This window comes from Actinomadura kijaniata, from assembly GCF_014138665.1.
In the GTDB taxonomy this organism is placed as follows: Bacteria; Actinomycetota; Actinomycetes; order Streptosporangiales; family Streptosporangiaceae; genus Spirillospora; species Spirillospora kijaniata.
The window spans coordinates 573,425-590,093 of the sequence record NZ_JACJIA010000002.1 but is presented as its reverse complement, the minus strand read 5'-3'; the positions used below and the strand labels follow the sequence as shown (position 1 = coordinate 590,093).

17 protein-coding genes are annotated in these 16,669 nt (G+C 74.3%); 9 read left to right on the top strand and 8 right to left on the bottom strand.

The genetic code is table 11. The annotated features are described in order from the left end of the window. Positions 1-18: 18 nt before the first annotated feature. From HNR61_RS10055 to HNR61_RS10045, 3 genes are all read right to left on the bottom strand, one after another. Positions 19-672 carry a response regulator gene (locus HNR61_RS10055; protein ID WP_182842839.1) on the bottom strand — a complete coding sequence of 218 codons (654 nt, stop codon included), beginning with the start codon at positions 670-672 and terminating at the stop codon, positions 19-21. Further along, complete coding sequence (locus tag HNR61_RS10050; protein ID WP_182842838.1) at positions 669-1,877, bottom strand: sensor histidine kinase; 1,209 nt, start codon at positions 1,875-1,877, stop codon at positions 669-671. Before HNR61_RS10050 ends, HNR61_RS10055 begins: the two co-directional genes overlap by 4 nt. 115 nt (positions 1,878-1,992) lie before the next feature. Further along, a complete protein-coding gene (locus tag HNR61_RS10045) occupies positions 1,993-4,149 on the bottom strand; it encodes an MMPL family transporter (protein WP_182842837.1) in 2,157 nt (718 codons plus the stop codon). 111 nt (positions 4,150-4,260) lie between these two features. Here HNR61_RS10045 and sigJ point away from each other — a divergent pair, with 111 nt between their 5' ends. Further along, positions 4,261-5,154: an RNA polymerase sigma factor SigJ gene (gene sigJ, locus HNR61_RS10040; protein ID WP_182842836.1), complete on the top strand. Its 894-nt coding sequence runs from the start codon at positions 4,261-4,263 to the stop codon at positions 5,152-5,154. A gap of 37 nt (positions 5,155-5,191) precedes the next feature. After that, positions 5,192-5,608, top strand: a complete 417-nt coding sequence (locus HNR61_RS10035) for a hypothetical protein (RefSeq protein ID WP_182842835.1) — start codon at positions 5,192-5,194, stop codon at positions 5,606-5,608. A gap of 70 nt (positions 5,609-5,678) precedes the next feature. On the opposite strand, the gene HNR61_RS10030 is transcribed toward HNR61_RS10035, so the two are convergent. Further along, positions 5,679-6,563, bottom strand: a complete 885-nt coding sequence (locus HNR61_RS10030) for an alpha/beta fold hydrolase (protein ID WP_246442398.1) — start codon at positions 6,561-6,563, stop codon at positions 5,679-5,681. An 85-nt stretch (positions 6,564-6,648) separates the two neighbouring features. Here HNR61_RS10030 and HNR61_RS10025 point away from each other — a divergent pair, with 85 nt between their 5' ends. Beyond that, positions 6,649-7,197, top strand: coding sequence for a CGNR zinc finger domain-containing protein (locus HNR61_RS10025; RefSeq protein ID WP_182842833.1), 549 nt, complete (start codon positions 6,649-6,651; stop codon positions 7,195-7,197). 1 nt (position 7,198) lies between these two features. On the opposite strand, the gene HNR61_RS10020 is transcribed toward HNR61_RS10025, so the two are convergent. Continuing rightward, positions 7,199-7,786: a LysE family translocator gene (locus HNR61_RS10020; RefSeq protein ID WP_182842832.1), complete on the bottom strand. Its 588-nt coding sequence runs from the start codon at positions 7,784-7,786 to the stop codon at positions 7,199-7,201. A gap of 30 nt (positions 7,787-7,816) precedes the next feature. On the opposite strand from HNR61_RS10020, the gene pdxR reads away from it, so the two are divergent. Both pdxR and HNR61_RS10010 read left to right on the top strand, forming a co-directional pair. Continuing rightward, positions 7,817-9,274 (top strand): MocR-like pyridoxine biosynthesis transcription factor PdxR, encoded by a 1,458-nt coding sequence (pdxR, locus tag HNR61_RS10015; RefSeq protein ID WP_182842831.1) that lies wholly within the window; start codon positions 7,817-7,819, stop codon positions 9,272-9,274. Positions 9,275-9,326: 52 nt separating this feature from the next. Next, the gene (locus HNR61_RS10010; RefSeq protein ID WP_246442397.1) at positions 9,327-10,100 is read left to right on the top strand and encodes a dioxygenase family protein; all 774 of its coding nucleotides are present in this window, start codon (positions 9,327-9,329) and stop codon (positions 10,098-10,100) included. Here the strand turns inward: HNR61_RS10010 and HNR61_RS10005 are convergent, their stop codons facing one another. Further along, a complete protein-coding gene (locus HNR61_RS10005) occupies positions 10,101-10,535 on the bottom strand; it encodes a winged helix DNA-binding protein (RefSeq protein ID WP_182842830.1) in 435 nt (144 codons plus the stop codon). A 5-nt stretch (positions 10,536-10,540) separates the two neighbouring features. Further along, positions 10,541-11,821 carry an APC family permease gene (locus HNR61_RS10000; protein WP_182842829.1) on the bottom strand — a complete coding sequence of 427 codons (1,281 nt, stop codon included), beginning with the start codon at positions 11,819-11,821 and terminating at the stop codon, positions 10,541-10,543. 109 nt (positions 11,822-11,930) lie between these two features. Here HNR61_RS10000 and HNR61_RS09995 point away from each other — a divergent pair, with 109 nt between their 5' ends. From HNR61_RS09995 to HNR61_RS09980, 4 genes are all read left to right on the top strand, one after another. Then, positions 11,931-12,395: an Lrp/AsnC family transcriptional regulator gene (locus HNR61_RS09995; RefSeq protein ID WP_067812495.1), complete on the top strand. Its 465-nt coding sequence runs from the start codon at positions 11,931-11,933 to the stop codon at positions 12,393-12,395. A 90-nt stretch (positions 12,396-12,485) separates the two neighbouring features. Continuing rightward, the gene (locus HNR61_RS09990; RefSeq protein WP_182842828.1) at positions 12,486-13,766 is read left to right on the top strand and encodes an SGNH/GDSL hydrolase family protein; all 1,281 of its coding nucleotides are present in this window, start codon (positions 12,486-12,488) and stop codon (positions 13,764-13,766) included. 65 nt (positions 13,767-13,831) lie between these two features. Then, complete coding sequence (locus tag HNR61_RS09985) at positions 13,832-14,638, top strand: SDR family NAD(P)-dependent oxidoreductase (RefSeq protein WP_182842827.1); 807 nt, start codon at positions 13,832-13,834, stop codon at positions 14,636-14,638. Between the two features lie 156 nt (positions 14,639-14,794). After that, positions 14,795-16,138, top strand: coding sequence for an FAD-binding oxidoreductase (locus HNR61_RS09980; protein ID WP_182842826.1), 1,344 nt, complete (start codon positions 14,795-14,797; stop codon positions 16,136-16,138). Between the two features lie 51 nt (positions 16,139-16,189). On the opposite strand, the gene HNR61_RS09975 is transcribed toward HNR61_RS09980, so the two are convergent. Next, positions 16,190-16,666 (bottom strand): pyridoxamine 5'-phosphate oxidase family protein, encoded by a 477-nt coding sequence (locus HNR61_RS09975; RefSeq protein WP_182842825.1) that lies wholly within the window; start codon positions 16,664-16,666, stop codon positions 16,190-16,192. Positions 16,667-16,669 lie beyond the last annotated feature (3 nt).

The window sequence follows — 16,669 nt, the reverse complement described above, 5'->3', positions numbered from 1 at the left end:
GCGCGACGGAGCCGCCCCTCAGGAGGGCTCGATCAGCCGGGTCTCGTACGCGACGATCACGGCCTGGACGCGGTCGCGGACGCCGAGCTTGGCCAGGACGTTGCTCACGTGGGTCTTCACGGTGTGCTCGCTGACGACCATGGCCGCGGCGATCTCCGCGTTCGACAGGCCGCGGCCGAGCAGGCGCAGGGTCTCGCGCTCCCGTTCGGTCAGGGCCGACAGGCGGTCGGAGGGGGTCGTGCCGGCGCGCGGGCGGTTGCGCGTGATGTCGGAGATGAGGCGGCGGGTGACGGTGGGCGCGAGCAGCGACTCCCCCGCCGCCACCACCCGGACCGCGTGCACGAGGTCGTCGCGGCGCACGTCCTTGAGCAGGAACCCGCTCGCGCCGGCGTAGAGCGCGTCGTAGACGTAGTCGTCCTGGTCGAACGTGGTGAGCATGATCGCGCGGGTCCGGGTCTCGGCGCACACGACCTTCGCGGCCTCGATGCCGTCCAGCCCGGGCATGCGGATGTCGAGCAGCACGACGTCGGGGTCGTGTTCGGCGACGGCGGCGATCGCGGCGGCGCCGTCACCGGCCTCGCCCACCACCTCGATGTCGGGCTGCGAGTCCAGGATCATCGCGAAGCCGCTGCGGACGAGTTCCTGGTCGTCGGCGAGCACCACCCGGATCACGCGGCCACCGTCCCGGCGTGGGGGAGGTGCGCGAGGACCCGGAACCCGCCGCCCGGCAGGGGACCCGCCTCGGCCGTGCCGCCGCAGGCGACGGCGCGTTCCCGGATGCCGATGAGGCCGTCGCCGCCCCGGCGCCACCCCGGGTCCGTTCCGTCGTGGCCCCGCCCGTCGTCGGTCACCGTGATCTCCAGTTCGTGTTCGGCCCAGCGGAGCCGGACCTCGGCCGTCGTCGCGTTGGCGTGTTTCACCGTGTTGGTGAGCGCCTCCTGCACGATGCGGTACGCCGCCAGGTCGGCGTCGGGGGGCAGCGCGCGGCTCCCGCCCTCGACCGTGAGCCGCACCCGGATCTGGGTGCGGTTGACGTGCTCGACCAGGCCGGGCAGCGCGCCGATGGTCGGCTGGGGCGCGCGTACGCCGTGGTCCTGCTCCTCCTTGAGGACGCCCAGCATGCGGCGTAGCTGGGCCATCGCGTCCCGGCCCGCGTCCGCGATCGCGTCGAAGGACCGTTCGGCCCGGTCGGGATCGGTGCGGACCACCACCGGACCGGCCTCGGCCTGCACGACCATGATGCTGACGGCGTGCGCGAGCACGTCGTGCATGTCGCGGGCGATGCGGGCGCGTTCCTCCGCCGCCGCCCGCGCCGCCTCGGCCTGGCGCTCGCGGGCGAGCGCCTCGCGTTCGCGTTCGAGCTGCGCGGAGCGTTCCACCAGCGCGTTCGACCGCTCCCGCGCCGTGCGCGCCAGCGTGCCGAGCAGGAACGCCGTCATGGGCAGCAGCAGCGTGAACATGAACTCGCCCGCGTCGTTGTGCTTGACGAGCAGCGCGCCGGGCGGGGTCGTCGCCACCAGCGCGCCGATGAAGCCCCAGCGCTGCCAGCGGTGCCGCCCCAGGTCGGCGAGGGTGTAGATGGCCACCAGCGCGCCGTACTGCAACATCTGGCCCGGCCGGTGGTGCAGCGACACCCCCATGGCGAAGGCCGCCACGACCAGCGCGATCGCGAACGGCGCCCGCCGCCGCCACACCAGCGGCACGACCGTGCCGAGGTTGAACAGCACGCCGAGCGGCGTCACCTCCGGCGCCGTGGCGAACGGCACGAACACCGGGACGGCGACCGCCGCGGCGATCAGCACGTCCACGAGACGGCCGGACACCGCGCGGGAACGCGGCCGCGCGGGAAGGCCGAGACCACGGAACCGATCCGACATCCCCCCAGTATCACGGCCGGACCGGGCATGATCGCCTCCCTCGTGCGAGGGATCTCGCGGGCGGCGGGTGACGAAAGGCCCCCGCACGGACGTGGAGGGGCCTTCGCCGTCGGGTTCAGTGGCGTTCCAGCTCCAGTTTGGGCAGGAGGCGGGCGAGGGGGGCGGGGAGCCACCAGGCGCGGCGGCCCATGAGCTCCATGGCGGCGGGGACGATCAGGCAGCGGATGACGACGGCGTCCACGAAGATCGCCACGGCCATGCCGAAACCGGTCTGCTGGAGCAGGCGCTGGGGGCTGAGCATGAAGGCGCCGAAGATGACGATCATGATCGCGGCGGCCGCGGTGATGACCGAGCCGGTGTGGGCCAGGCCCTCCCGTACGGCGTGGGAGGGGTCCCTGGAGCGGATCCACTCCTCCTGGATCCGGGAGATCAGGAAGATCTCGTAGTCCATGGAGAGCCCGAAGACGATGGCGAAGACCATGACCGGGAGGTACGCCTCGACGGGGCCGGACTCCACGCCGAACCAGCCGTCCTGGAAGACGAGCGTCATGGCGCCCAGCGCGGCGCCGATGCTGAGGAGGTTCAGCACCGCGGCCTTCAGGGGGATGAGGATCGAACGGAACACCGCCATCAGGAGCAGCAGCGAGAGCCCCACCACGATGGCCATGAACAGGGGGAGGCGTTCGGCGACCTTGGCGGAGTAGTCCTCGGCCGCGGCGGTGGCGCCGCCGACCAGGTACCGCGCGCCGGTCTTCGCGGACAGTCCGGGAAGGACGTCGTCGCGCAGGGTGCCGACGAGGTCGGAGGTCGCCTCGTCCTGGGGCGCCGAGGTCGGGAAGACGAGGATGGTCGCGGCCCTGCCGTCCGGCGTGGGCACCGGGTCGGTCGCGGACTGGACGCCGGGGGTGGCGTTGAGCGTCTGGGTGGCCGCGGGGTTCGGCGTGTTGGCCACCACGAGGAGAGGGCCGTTGAAGCCGGGGCCGAACCCCTTGCTGAGCAGGTCGTACGCCTGCCGGCTGGTGGTGTCGGGCGCGTCGCTGCCCGCGTCGGAGAAGCCGAGCCGCATGCTCAGCGCCGGGAGGACCAGGGCGCCCAGCAGCACCGCGGCCGTCAGGAGCGCGACCAGCGGGCGCCGCTGCACCGCGGCCGCGAGCCGCCGCCAGACGGTGCCCTCGGGGGGCTTGCCCTTGGCCCGGCGGCGTTCGTCCCGCCGGACGAACTGGCGGGCGAAGCGCCGGCCGAAGACGCCGAGCAGCGCGGGCAGCAGGGTCAGGGCGGCCAGCATGGTCACCAGGACGGTCAGCGCGACCGACAGGGCCATGCCCTGCAGCGAGCCGAGACCGAGCGCGACCAGGCCGAGCAACGCCAGGATCACGGTGCAGCCGGCGAAGAACACCGAACGACCGGCGGCGTCCATCGCGCTCATGGTGGCCTGCTCGGGGGACGCGCCGCGCACCAGCTCCGCGCGGTACCGGGCGAAGACGAGGAGGGCGTAGTCGATGCCGACGCCGAGGCCGACCAGGGTCATCGTCGGCGGCGTCCACTCGGCGATCGTGAAGACGTGCGACGCCAGGATGATCATGCCGACCGTGGAGCCGACGGCGAACAGGGCGATGATGATCGGCAGTCCGGCGGCGATGACCGTGCCGAACATCAGGACGAGGATGACCAGCGCGGCCAGCAGCCCGGCGCCCTCCGCGGCCCCGGTCCCGCCCTCCCCCAGCAGCCGGGCCGCGTCGCCTCCCAGCTCGGCCCGGAGCCCGTCGCCCTCGGCCTTCTGGGCGGTGTCGAAGATGCGCTGGGCGTCGGCCTTCGGCATCTCCTCCGAGGGAACCTCCAGGACGACGGTGGCGAAGCCGATCGTGCCGTCCTTGGAGAGGGCTCCCGCGCCGTCGTACGGACTGCGCACCTGGCCCACCTTGGGCAGCCCGGCGACCTCGCCGAGCATGGTCCGGACGCGCTGCTGCGCGCCGGGGTCGCGCAGGCCGCCCTCGCGGTGCAGGACGATCTGGACGGTGTCGCCGGCGCGGGCGGCGCCGTGCTCGGTGAGCAGGTCGGCGGCCTGCTGCGACTCGGTGCCGGGGAGCGCGAAGTCGTTGCGGTAGTCGTCGCCCGTGAGCGAGGCGGCGGTCCAGACGCCGCCCATGACCGCCACCCACAGGATCAGCGCGATCCACCGGCGGCGGTGGGCGAAGCCCGCGACGCGGGCGAACACCCCTGGCCGCGAGGGCGGCCGGGTGTCCGGTTCTGCGTTCGTCTCGGTAAGAGTCATGATCCTTTCCCGGTGATCGGCCCTGGTTTCGGGTAGTTGACGACGCAGCGCTCCGGGGTGTGACGTCGGCGGGTCGTGTTACATCCGGGACGGCTACGTCGTCACTAGGGCGTGGGAAAGACACGAGACGCCGAAGAACTGCTGGCGCGGGCCTTCGAGGACAACCGGCCGCGCCTGCTGCGCGTGGCGTACACGATGACGGGCTCGCTGGTCGAGGCCGAGGACTGCGTCCAGGAGGCGTGGCTGCGGCTGCGCGGGCTCGACGACCCGGGGTCGGTCCGTGACCTCGCCGCCTGGCTGACGACCACGGTGAGCAGGCTCGCGCTCGACGTCCTGGGCAGCGCGCGGGCGCGCCGGGAGGAGTACGTCGGCACGTGGCTGCCGGAGCCGCTGGTCGAGACCCGCACCCACGACCCGGCCGACCGGGTCACCCTGGACGAGTCGGTGAGCATGGCGCTGCTCGTCGTCCTGGAGCGGCTCTCCCCCGCCGAGCGCACGGCCTTCGTGCTGCACGACGTCTTCAGCGTGCCCTTCTCCGAGATCGCCGAGGTGGTCGGCCGGTCACCGGCCGCGGTGCGCCAGCTCGCCTCGCGGGCGCGGCGGCAGGTGGAGAGCGGGCGGCCGCGGACGCCGGCGACCGAGGCCGAGCAGCGCGAGCTGGTCGCGGCGTTCATGGCCGCCTGCCAGGAGGGCGACCTGCCGGGGCTCATCGCGCTGCTCGACCGGGACGTCGTGGTGCGCGGCGACGGCGGCGGCAAGGTCGCGACGCTGCCGAACGCCGTGCGGGGGGCGGAGCGGGTGGCCCGCCTGATGCTCGCCCGAGCCCGGATCGAGATCCCGGTGGACATGCTGGTCTGCGAGGTCAACGGCGCTCCCGGCCTGGTGGTCCGGAACGGCGACGGTGAGCTGTCGGTCATGGCGATCACCACGGACGCCGGACGGATCACCGCGATCGACTTCGTCCGCAACCCCGACAAGCTCGCGAAGGTTCCCGACCTGGGGTGAGTTCCGGACCCACCCCACCCAGCACAAGGAGCAACCCATGTCCTCACCGATCGATCTGCCCTCCCCGGCCTCCGCGGAGCGGGCCCGGCCGCCCCGGTTCTTCGGCCTGCTGAAGGCGACCTCGGTGTTCCTGGCCACGGCCCTGCTGACGCAGGGGGTCACCGCGGGCTTCCTCATGTCCGACGAGGACGGCCGCCGGTTGCACGGCGCCACCGGCGCCGTCGTCACGTTCGCGCTGATCCTCCAGATCGTCGCCGCGCTCCTGGTGTGGCGGGCGGGCCGCGGATCGGTGCGGTACCTGGCCGTCACCGCGCTGCTGTTCGTGTTCACCAGCGTCCAGTTCCTGATCGGCTCCAGCGGCGACGTCGTCGTCCACGTCCCCCTCGGCGTGGCCCTGTTCGGCGCCGGCGCCGTCCTGATGGCGCAGATATGGACGACGCGCCCGGCCGGCTGAACCCCGCGCCCGCGCGCTGACGCTGGTCGAAGGGCCCCTCCGTGGACGCGGAGGGGCCCTTCGCCGTCGTTCAGCGCGTCCCGGGGCGGGCCTGGTCCCAGGCGCGGTCGAGGAACGCGGCGATGAGCGGGGCGATCTCGGGCAGGTGGGTCTCCAGGGCGAAGTGGCCGGTGTCGAACAGGTGGAGTTCGGCGTCGGGCAGGTCGCGCAGGTAGGCGCGGGCGCCGGGGGCGGGGAAGAACGGGTCGTCCGCGCCCCAGGTGATCAGGGTGGGCGGGGTGTGCTCGCGCAGCCACGCCTGCCAGCGGCCGTAGCGCTCGACGTTGGAGTGGTAGTCGAACGCCAGGGCGACCTGGGCCTCCTTGCGGCCGGGCAGGTCGAGGAAGTGCTGGTCCAGCGTCCAGCCGTCGGGGGCGACGGTCTCGGGGTCGGCGACGCCGGTCTCGTACTGGCCGCGGGTGCCGGACAGGGTGAGCAGGCCGCGGATGGTGTCCTCGGCGCCGGGGACGTCGGGGCGCAGGGCGATGAAGTCGCGGGCGCCCTCCGACAGGCCCTCCTCGTAGGCGTTGCCGTTCTGGACGACCAGGCCGGCGATCCGTTCGGGGAGGCGTTCGGCGATCCGGAACCCGACCGGCGCGCCGAAGTCGAAGACGTACATCACGAAGCGTTCCAGGCCGAGCTTCCCGACGAAGCCCTCGATGACGTCGGCCAGGCGGTCGAAGGAGTGGGCGAAGCCGTCCGGGGCCTCGGTGTGGCCGAAGCCGGGGTAGTCGGGGGCGATCAGGCGGTGGCGCGCGCCGAGCGCGTCGATCAGGCGGCGGAACTGGTGGGACGCGGACGGGAAGCCGTGCAGGAGCAGCAGCACGGGCGCGTCCGGGCGTTCGGGCAGCGACTCGCGGTAGAAGACGCGGACCCCGTCGACGTCGAGGTGGCGGTGGACGGTGCGGGCGACCATGACTAATGCCTTTCGTTGGCTTCGATGCATTAGGTATAGCGATCCTCCGACTAATGCGTCAATGCCGTGATGTAGCGTTAGAGGTGTGAGCGATCTCGTCCCCCTGACCGGGGAGCCCCTTGCGCTGGACCTGGTCAACACCCGGACCGCCGTCGGCGACCTGCTCGCCACGCCCGACGACCTGCGCGCGTGGGTGGGCCTCCAGGCGGGGAGGCTGCCGGAGGCCGGCGTCGGGCCGGACGCGCTGGCCGTCGTGCGCGCCGTCCGGGAGCACACGGCCGGGGCGCTGGAGCGCGCGCGGCGCGGCGAGCCCCCCGCCCCCGCCGATCTGGCCGCGCTCAACGACGCCCAGCGCGCCGCGCCCGCGATCAGCGAGCTGGCCTGGAACGGCTCGGCGGTCGTGGCCGAGCGTCGCCGGACCGGCCCGGACGGGGCGCGGCTGGCGGCGGCGCTCGCCGAGGCCGCCGCGGACCTGCTGGGCGATCCGGCGGTCACCCGGGTGCGGCGGTGCGAGGCGGACGACTGCGTCCTGCTGTTCCTGCCCGCGCACCCCCGGCGCCGGTGGTGCTCGGCCTCGCGGTGCGGCAACCGGATGCGCGTCGCCCGCCACTACCAGCGCCACAGGCCCGCCTGACCTAGAGGGCCAGCCGCGCGCCCAGGGCCACGAACGACCCCGCGAAGACCCGCCGGATCCAGGTCATGGCCCGGGCGGTCAGGCGGTCGCGGACCGACGCGGCCAGCACGCCGTAGGCGGCGAAGACCGCGAACGTGACGGCCATGAAGACCGCGCTCAGCCGGAGCATCTGCGGCACCGGGTCGGCCGAGCCGACGAACTGCGGCAGGAACGCCAGGAAGAACATCGTCAGCTTCGGGTTGAGGACGTTCACCAGCACCCCGGAGACGATCACGCGGACGGGGCTCGCGGGCGCGGTCCGCTCGACGGTCAGCGCCCCCTCGTCCCGGAGCGTGGCCCACGCCATGTAGAGCAGGTAGGCGACGCCGAGGTACTTGAGGGTCTGGAACGCCACCGCGCTGGTGTGCAGCAGCGCGGCGACGCCGGTCACCGTCGCCAGCATGTGCGGGACGGTGCCGAGGGTGCAGCCGAACGCGGCGACGACGCTCGCGCGGCGGCCGTGGGCGAGCCCGGCGGCGAGGGTGTAGACGACGCCGGTGCCGGGGGTGGCGACCACGACGAGCGCGGTCAGCAGGAACGCGATGCTCATGCCCGGCACTCTCGCTGCGACCATGGCGCGGTGGACAGGTCCAATGGGCGTGCTTTCGACAGGTCCGTAGGCGGGTCGGACTTCCTCCAGCTCGACGTGGGCGCGGCCCCGCCCGGAGGGCTGGCCGGCTGGCTGGCCGGGCGGCTGCGGGAGGCGGTCGCCGACGGGCGGCTGCCGGTGGGCGGCAGGCTCCCGGCGACGCGGGTGCTGGCGGCCGAGCTGCGGGTGTCGCGGGGCGTGGTGACCGAGGCGTACCAGCGGCTGGCCGAGGAGGGGCTGGTCGCCGGGCGCGGGCGGAGCGGGACGGTCGTGGTCGCGGCCCCGGTCGCGCCGCCCGTCCCGTCGGGGCGCGCGCCGTCGGGGGTCTTCGACGGCCCGCCGGGCGGGGACGTCTTCGAGGCGCTGCGGGCCGCTCCGGCGCGGATCGACCTGTCGCCGGGCGTTCCCGACCTGGGGGCGTTCCCGCGCGCCGCCTGGCTGCGGGCGGAGCGGGAGGTGCTGGCCGGGCTGTCGGCGGCGGACTTCGGCTACGGGGACCCGCGCGGCGCCCCGGCGCTGCGGGTGGCGGTCGCGCGCTGGCTGGCGCGGTTCCGGGGGATCCGGGCCGACCCCGAGGAGGTCGTGGTCGTCGCCGGGACCGCCCAGGCGCTCGGGCTGCTGGCCCGGGTGCTGCGGGAGGACGGGATCGGGGCGGTCGGCGTGGAGGACCCCGGGTCGCTGGGGGTGCGGCAGCACCTGGCGGACGCGGGGCTGGCGACGCCGCCGGTCCCGGTCGACGGGGAGGGGGCGCGGGTCTCGGAGCTGGCGGGGCTGGAGGCCGTGCTGCTGACGCCCGCGCACCAGTTCCCCACCGGCGTCGTGCTGAGCGGGGAGCGGCGGCGCGCGCTGATGCGCTGGGGCGGCCTGGTCATCGAGGACGACTACGACGCCGAGCACCGCTACGACCGGCCGCCGGTCCCGGCGCTGCGGTCGGTGCTCGCCGAGCGCGTCTGCTACGCCGGGAGCGTCTCCAAGCTGCTGGCGCCCGCGCTGCGGACCGGGTGGGTGCTGGTGCCGTCCCGGTACCGGGAGGCGCTGGTGGCCGCCAAGCGCCACGCCGACCTGGGCAACGCCGTCCTTCCGCAGCTCGTGCTCGCGCGGCTGATGGAGTCGGGACGGCTGGAGGCCCACCTGCGGCTGGTGCGGCGGCGGCACCGGCGGCGCCGGGACCGCATGGTCGAGGCGATCCACGCGGCGCTGCCCGGCGCGACCGTCCACGGGACGGCGGCGGGCCTGCACCTGACGGTCACGTTCGACGGCGACGTCGGCGACGTCGAGCTGGCGGCGGCGGCGCTCGCGCGGGGTGTGAAGGTGCACCCGCTGTCGTGGCACGCGCAGCGCCCGTTCGCGCCGGGGCTGGTCCTGGGGTACGCGGCGGGCGGCGCGACGGACATCACCGAGGGGATCGGCGTGCTCGCCGACCTGCTGAAATCCGGAATACGGAGGTAGGCTGCCGTTGTAGTTCAAATTTGAACTTAATGATCCCGCCCCGGAGGTGCCCATGGCCGCCGACAGGATGCCGACCCTCTACCTCGGACACGGCGCGCCGCCGCTGGCCGACGACCCGGTCTGGCCCGGCCAGCTCGCCGCCTGGGCCGCGGACCTGCCCCGGCCGGAGGCCGTGCTGATGGTGTCGGCGCACTGGGAGGACGCCCCGGTGGCGCTGGGCGCGACCGGGACGGTCCCGCTCGTCCACGACTTCGGGGGCTTCCCCGAGCGCTACTACCGGGTGACCTACCCCGCGCCCGGCGCCCCCGGGCTGGCCGCCAGGGTGCGCGGGCTGCTCGACCGGCCGGGGGACCGGGTCCACGACGCGCCGGACCGGGGGCTGGACCACGGCGCGTACGTCCCGCTGAAGGAGATGTACCCGGACGCCGACGTACCCGTTCTCCAGATGTCGATGCCCACGCTCGACCCGCGCGGCCTGTACGAGGTGGGGCGGCGGCTCGCGCCGCTGCGGGACGAGGGCGTGCTGATCGTCGGCAGCGGGTTCTTCACCCACAACCTGCGGGCGCTGTCCCCCGACAACCGGGTGGCCACCCCGACCGCCGAGTTCGACGAGTGGGGGCGGGACGCGCTGGACGCCGGGGACGTGGACGCGCTGCTGGACTTCGAGCGCAAGGCCCCGGCGGCCCGGTTCGCGCACCCGCGCACCGAGCACTTCGCGCCGCTGTTCGTCGCGCTCGGCGCGGCCGGGGCCGACCTGGACGCCCGGCGCACCGTGATCGACGGTTTCTGGCTGGGGATGGCCAAGCGCTCGGTGCAGTTCGGCTGATCAGGAGCGCCCGGCGTTGGCCATCACCTGCCGCAGCACGCGCAGCACCACCGCGTAGTCCTCGTCGGCGACCCCCTCGTGGAGGTGGTCGCGGATGGCGGGCGCGGCCTTCTTGACGCGTCCGTGCAGCTCCCGGCCGGATTCGGTGATCGTGAGCCCGCCGGTGGCGTCCCGGTCGACCAGGCCGCGCGCCGCCAGGTCGGCGGCGGCGGACGCCAGGTCGTCGCCGGGCAGCAGGTAGTCGCGCATGGCCTCGGTCAGCCCGGCGACGGTGCGGGGCGCGCCGTCGCCGAGGTCGCCGGGGTGCAGGTGCCGCAGGATCCAGTACTGCGGCTGGGTGATCCCCTGCCTGCCGATCTCGGAGCGGATGAAGTCGATGGCCGCGCGGTGCGCGACGCCGAGCCAGTAGGCGATCGGCTGGTTCCTGTCGTCCATGCCGCTCAACGTAGATCCTCGACTTTGCTTGAGGTCAATCGTCCCCGGAGCGCCGCCACCGCCGCCACCGCGGCCGGGATCACCAGGTAGGGGCCGCAGGACAGGGCCGCGGCGGCGGTGAGGGCGGTGGTGAGGCGGGCCGCGGCGCGGGCGCGGCCGGTCAGCAGCCGGGTCGCCGACGCCATGCCGACCACGGTGACCGAGGCCAGGCAGGCGGCGGTCGCCCGCAGCAGCGGGTCCAGCCCGAACCCGGTGGCCACCACCGCGACCGCGAGCGGGACCGCCAGCGCCTCCAGCAGCAGCAGCCCCCGGTGCGGCACCGGGCCGCCCCGCCCGAACCAGGCGGGCAGCGCGCCGTCGCGGCCCAGCGCCGCGCCGAGCCGGGAGCCTCCGGCGATGTAGGTGTTCATGGCGACGAAGCTCAGCACCATCGCGGCCACGGCCGTCGCCGCGCGGGCCAGGTCGCCGAGCCCGGTCTCCATCAGCAGGGCCAGCGGGACGGCCGAGGTCTCGGCGCGCTCGCCCAGCACGCCGGTGACGGCCGCCGCCAGCGCGAGGTAGAGCGTTCCGACCAGGGCCAGCGCCAGCCCGGTCGCGCGCGGCAGCAGGCGGCGCGGGTCGGCGAAGTCGGCCGACAGGTGGCTGGCCGCCTCCCAGCCCGCGAACGCGAAGAACAGCACGCCGACCGCGTGGACCACCCCGCCGATCCCGTACGGGGCGAACGGCGTGAAGTGCGCGGCGTCGGCGTGCGGCGCGGACGCGAGGACGGCGACGGCCAGCAGCACCGCCAGCCCCGCCACCAGGACGAGCTGGACCCGGCCCGACATGCGCAGCCCGCCGTGGTTGGCGGTGAACGCGGCGGCCAGCAGCGCGGCCGTCATGACCGCCGCGCCCGGCCGTCCCCAGCCCGCCGCGTTCGCCACGTACCCGCCGCCGATCATCGCGCCCGCCAGGGTGCCGACCGGGACGACGGCGAGGAACAGCCAGCCGACGGCCGCCGAGGTGCGGGGCCCGAACGCGCGGGCCGCGAACGCCGCGACCCCGCCGCCGTCGGGGAACCGCGCGCCGAGCGCCGCGAACGTGAACGCCACCGGCACGCTCAGCGCCAGCAGCAGAGCCCAGGCGGCCAGCGCGGCGGGACCGGCCGCCGAGGCGGCCGCGTGCGGCAGCGCGAGGATCCCGGGTCCGAGCACCGCGCCGGTCAGCAGCGCGGTGCCCTGCCCCAGCCCGAGCCGGTGCCCGGCCGCGACGTCCGCGCGCGGCCGGGCCGAAGTGGAGACGGTCATGGAGGGTCCTTCGGAGGGGGGAGGCGAAACGCCACGAAAGTTAGGCACTCGCACGGAAGGTTGGGTCCTCTGCCGAACGTTCGTTCGGAATCGAGCCCATAATCCGGTCATGGACGAACTCGACGAGCAGATCGTGCGGCTCCTCCAAACGGATGCCCGGCTGTCCAACCGCGAGCTGGCGCGGCGGATCGGCGTGGCCCCCTCCACCTGCCTGGAGCGCGTCCGCTCCCTCACCCGCCGCGGCGTGATCCGCGGCTACCACGCCGACATCGACCTGCCCGCGCTGAACCGGGGCGTGCAGGCGCTGGTGTCGGTGCGGCTGCGGACCCCGAACCGGGCGGCGATCGACGGCGTGAAGGGGGACGTGTCCCGGATGCCGGAGGTGATGGGGCTGTTCGTGGTGGCGGGTGAGGACGATCTGGTGCTGCACGTGGCCGTCCCCGACCTGGACCACCTGCACGCGTTCCTGGTGGAGCGGCTGGCCCCGCGCCCCGAGATCGGCGGCTTCCGCACCTCGGTGATCTTCCAGCACTCGCGCCGCAACGTCCTGGAGAGCTTCGACGCCTCAGCCTGACCCTGCCGGTGGTACGAAAGCACGGTGGCTGGGTGGCCGGTGCGGCGCGCAGCAGGCTGTCTCCCGTTCGACCGATGAACGGAGGCAGTGATGCGGAAGCTGATGGCGGCGACGGTGGGGTTCGCCCTGGTGGCGGCGACGCCGGGGATCGCGCTGGCGGCGCGGGAGCGGGCGGAGCGGACGGAGCGGGGGACGCAGGCGGCGCGGCAGTGGACGGCCGCGTGGGCGGCGGCCCCGCAGCGGCCCAGCGTCGGGTTCGAGCCGAACTGGTCGGAGCAGGGGTTCTCCGGGCAGACCGTGCGGCAGGTCATGCGGATCACCGCCGGAGGGTCGGCGGTGCGGGTGCGGCTGTCGAACCGCTACGGGGCCTCCCCGCTGAAGGTCGCCGCGATGACCGTCGCGAAGGCGGGCCGGGGCCCGGCGGTGCGGCCCGGCAGCCTGCGGCACCTGACGTTCGGGCGGTCCCGGTCGGTGGTGGTCCCGGTCGGCGGGCAGGTCGTCAGCGACGGGGCCGAGCTGAAGGTCGCGCCGCTGGAGTCGCTGACCGTGACGATGTACCTGCCGGAGACCACCGGCCCGGCGACCGCGCACCTCCAGGGGTACGCGACCGCCTACCGCGCCCAGGGCGACCGGACGGCCGACGCGGGCGGGGCGTTCCCCACCGGCGCCGAGAAGGTGACGCACTCCCGGTACTACCTGAGCGGCATCGACGTGGCGGGAGGCGCCGCGCGGCGCGACACGGTGGTGGCGTTCGGCGACTCCATCACCGACGGGTTCGGGGCCGGGAACGACACCGACGCCCGCTACCCCGACGCGCTCGCCGAGCGGCTGGCGAAGGCGGGCCGCCCCCGCCCGGTCCTGAACGCGGGTATCGGCGGCAACATGATCCTGTCCGACTCGGCCTGGTTCGGGGACCGCGGGCTCGACCGGTTCCGCCGGGACGCGCTCGCCGACCCGCGCGTCGGCACGGTCGTGGTCCTGCACGGCCTGAACGACATCGGCTTCAGCGAGGTGGACCTGCCCACCTACAAGCCGAACCCGGACCGCTCGCTCGCCGAGCTGGTCGCCGGGCACCGCGCCCTGATCCGGCAGGCGCGCGCCAGGGGCGTCAAGGTGATCGGCGCGACGCTGCTGCCGATGAAGGGCGCCGAGTACCACACGCCCCGTTCGGCCGAGAAGATCCGGCGGCTCAACCACTGGATCCGCACCTCCGGCGAGTACGACGCGGTCGCCGACTTCAACCGGGCCGTCGCCGACCCCCGCGACCCGGAGCGGCTGCGCGCGGCGTTCGACAGCGGCGACCACAAGCACCCCAACGCCGCCGGATACCGCGCGATGGCCGACGCGGTCGATCTCGCCGAGATTTCCTGATCTCCCCTGCAACCGCCGGGGCGGGGACGGGGTTCCACCCCCTGTCCCCCATGAGAGGAACCGATATGGATCTGCAGTTGACCGGCCGCGTCGCGATCGTCACCGGAGCGTCCAAGGGCATGGGCCTGGCCGTGACCCGCACCCTGCTGGAGGAGGGCGCGAAGGTGGTCGCGGTCTCCCGCCGGACCACCCCCGAGCTGGACGCGCTGGCCGGGCCGAACCTGCTGCACGTCGCGGCCGACCTGATGGACGAGGGAGCCCCGGCGCGGATCGTCGCGCGGGCGGTGGAGGCGTTCGGCGGCGTGGACGTGCTGGTCAACAACGCCGGCGGCCCGCCGCCCGGGGTGAGCCTGCCGCAGTTCGGGTTCACCACGCCGGACGACGGCGACTGGCGGCGCATGTTCGAGTTCAACCTGTTCGCGCCGGTGCGGCTCATCCGGGAGGCGCTGCCGCGCCTGCTGGAGAGCGACGCCGCCGCGATCGTCAACGTGTCCACGACCATGGCGCGCCAGCCCGGCCCGATGAACTACGACTACAGCGCCGCCAAGGCGGGCCTGGCCAACGTGACCAAGGGGCTGTCGGAGGAGTTCGGCCCGCAGGGGATCCGCGTCAACACCGTCTCGCCCGGTCCGGTGCGCACCGCGTGGTGGACCGAGGAGGGCGGCGCGGCCGACATCCTGGCGGGCGCGACCGGCGCCGACCGGGACGCGGTGATGGACAAGGTCGCGCCGGAGATGATGAACCTGGTCACCGGCCGCCTGGTCGAGCCGCAGGAGGTCGCCGACGCGGTGGTGCTGCTGGCGTCGCCGCGTTCGGGCAGCACGACCGGGGCCGAGGTCGTGGTGGACGGCGGCTCCCTGAAGGGGCTGTAGGCGACACCCCTGGCCGTGCCGGATCCCTCGGGGTCCGGCACGGCCATCGCTATAAGTATCGCTTCTCATATCTAGCAAAACCATCTCTTGGACTTCTGGTTCGGGCGGCGGCAGGGTTGGGGGTAACGCGAGAACGACCGTTACGGGGAGACCGAAATGAAGGACCATCAGGGGTTGGCCGACCGGATCGCGGGCGCGGTGCTCGTCCCCGGCGACGAGGGCTACGACGCGGAGCGTTCCGGTTTCCAGCTCCACGGGCAGCACCGCCCGGACGTGATCGTCGCGGCGGCCGGGGCGGAGGACGTGCGGGAGGCCGTCGCGTCCGCCGCCGCGCACGGGACGCCGATCGCCGTGCAGGCCACCGGGCACGGGCTGCCGCGGGGCGCGGACGGCGGCATGCTCATCACCACGGGCCGGATGGACGGGGTCCGGATCGACGCCGCGGCCCGCACGGCGCGGGTCGAGGCGGGCGTCCGGTGGGGCGCGGTCGTCGCGGCCGCCGCCGACCACGGGCTGGCCCCCGTCAACGGCTCCTCACCCACCGTCGGCGCGGTGTCGTACACGCTCGGCGGTGGCGTCGGCCTGCTGTCGCGCCGGTTCGGGTTCGCCTCCGACCACGTCCGCTCCATCGACGTCGTCACGGCCGACGGCGCGTTCCGGCACGTCACCGCCGAGAGCGACCCGGACCTGTTCTGGGCGCTGCGCGGCGGCCGCGCCAACTTCGGCGTCGTCACGGCGCTGGAGTTCGACCTGGTGCCGGTGGAGCGGATCCACGGCGGCGGCCTGTACTTCGACACCGGCCACATCCCCGCCGTGCTGGACGCCTACCGGGAGTGGACCGCGACCGTTCCGGAGGAGATGACCTCCTCGGTCGCGCTGGTGCCGTTCCCGGACGCCCCGGGCGTGCCCGAGCCGCTGCGCGGCCGGTACGCCGCGCACGTCCGGATCATCCACGCGGGCGACTCCGCGACCGGTGAGCGCCTGGTGGAGCCGCTGCGGGCCGTCGCCCCCCGCCTGATCGACACCGTGCGGGACATGCCGTACGCCGAGTGCGCCACCATCCACGCCGAGCCGCCGTTCCCGATGGCCTACCACAGCGCGCACGCGCTGGTCGGTGAGCTCGACCCGGCGATCGTGGCCGCCGCGCTGGACGCCGGGGAGCGGTTCATCGTGGAGATCCGGCACCTGGGCGGCGCGATGTCCCGGCCCCCGGCGACGCCGAGCGCCGTCGGCCACCGCGACGCGCGGTACCTGGCGGCCGTGCTGTCCCCGATCCTGCCGGGCCACGGCCCCGAGGCGTCGAGGCCGGGCCACGAGGCGTTCATCGGCGCGCTCGCCCCCTGGGACCTGGGCCGAAGCGTCAACTTCCTCTACGGGGACAACGCGACCGAGGCCGAGGTCCGCCGCGCCTACGAGCCCGCCGACCACGAGCGGCTGGTGGCGTTGAAGGCGAAGCTCGACCCGTCGGACCTGTTCCGCCTCAACCACCACATCGCCTAGACGAAAAGGAGAAGACCCCCGGGAAAGGGGGTCTTCTCTCTCGTCCGTCCCTCACTCGCTCCGCCAGATCTTGCTGGCCAGGTCCGTTCCCCGGATCACCTGGACCCGCCAGGGGTCGAGCCGCAGCACGTGCAGCTCCGGATCGTCGATCCCCTTCCAGAACTGCCCGAGGTCGTACCCCGCGCCCTGGGGGCTGGTCCGCCGGTACAGCTCCCACACGTGCCGCTTGGTCTCGCGGTCCTCCACCCAGTGGGCGACGGTGTCGACGCTGACCGCGTTCTGCCGCTGGGTCCAGTAGGAGAACGTCGTGTGCGGGTTGTTCGCCAGGTGCGCGGCCTTCACGGGCGTCTTGTAGGTGGCCAGCCACCCCACGGGCTTCCCGTCCACGACCTCCCACACCGGGATCAGGACCCTGGCCCGCGGCCGTCCCTTCTTGTCGACCGTGGTCATCGTCGCGTACACGATGCTCCCGACGTACGCCTCGAACTGCTCCCGCAGGTCGGCGAACGACCTCACCCTCATCGCCATGGC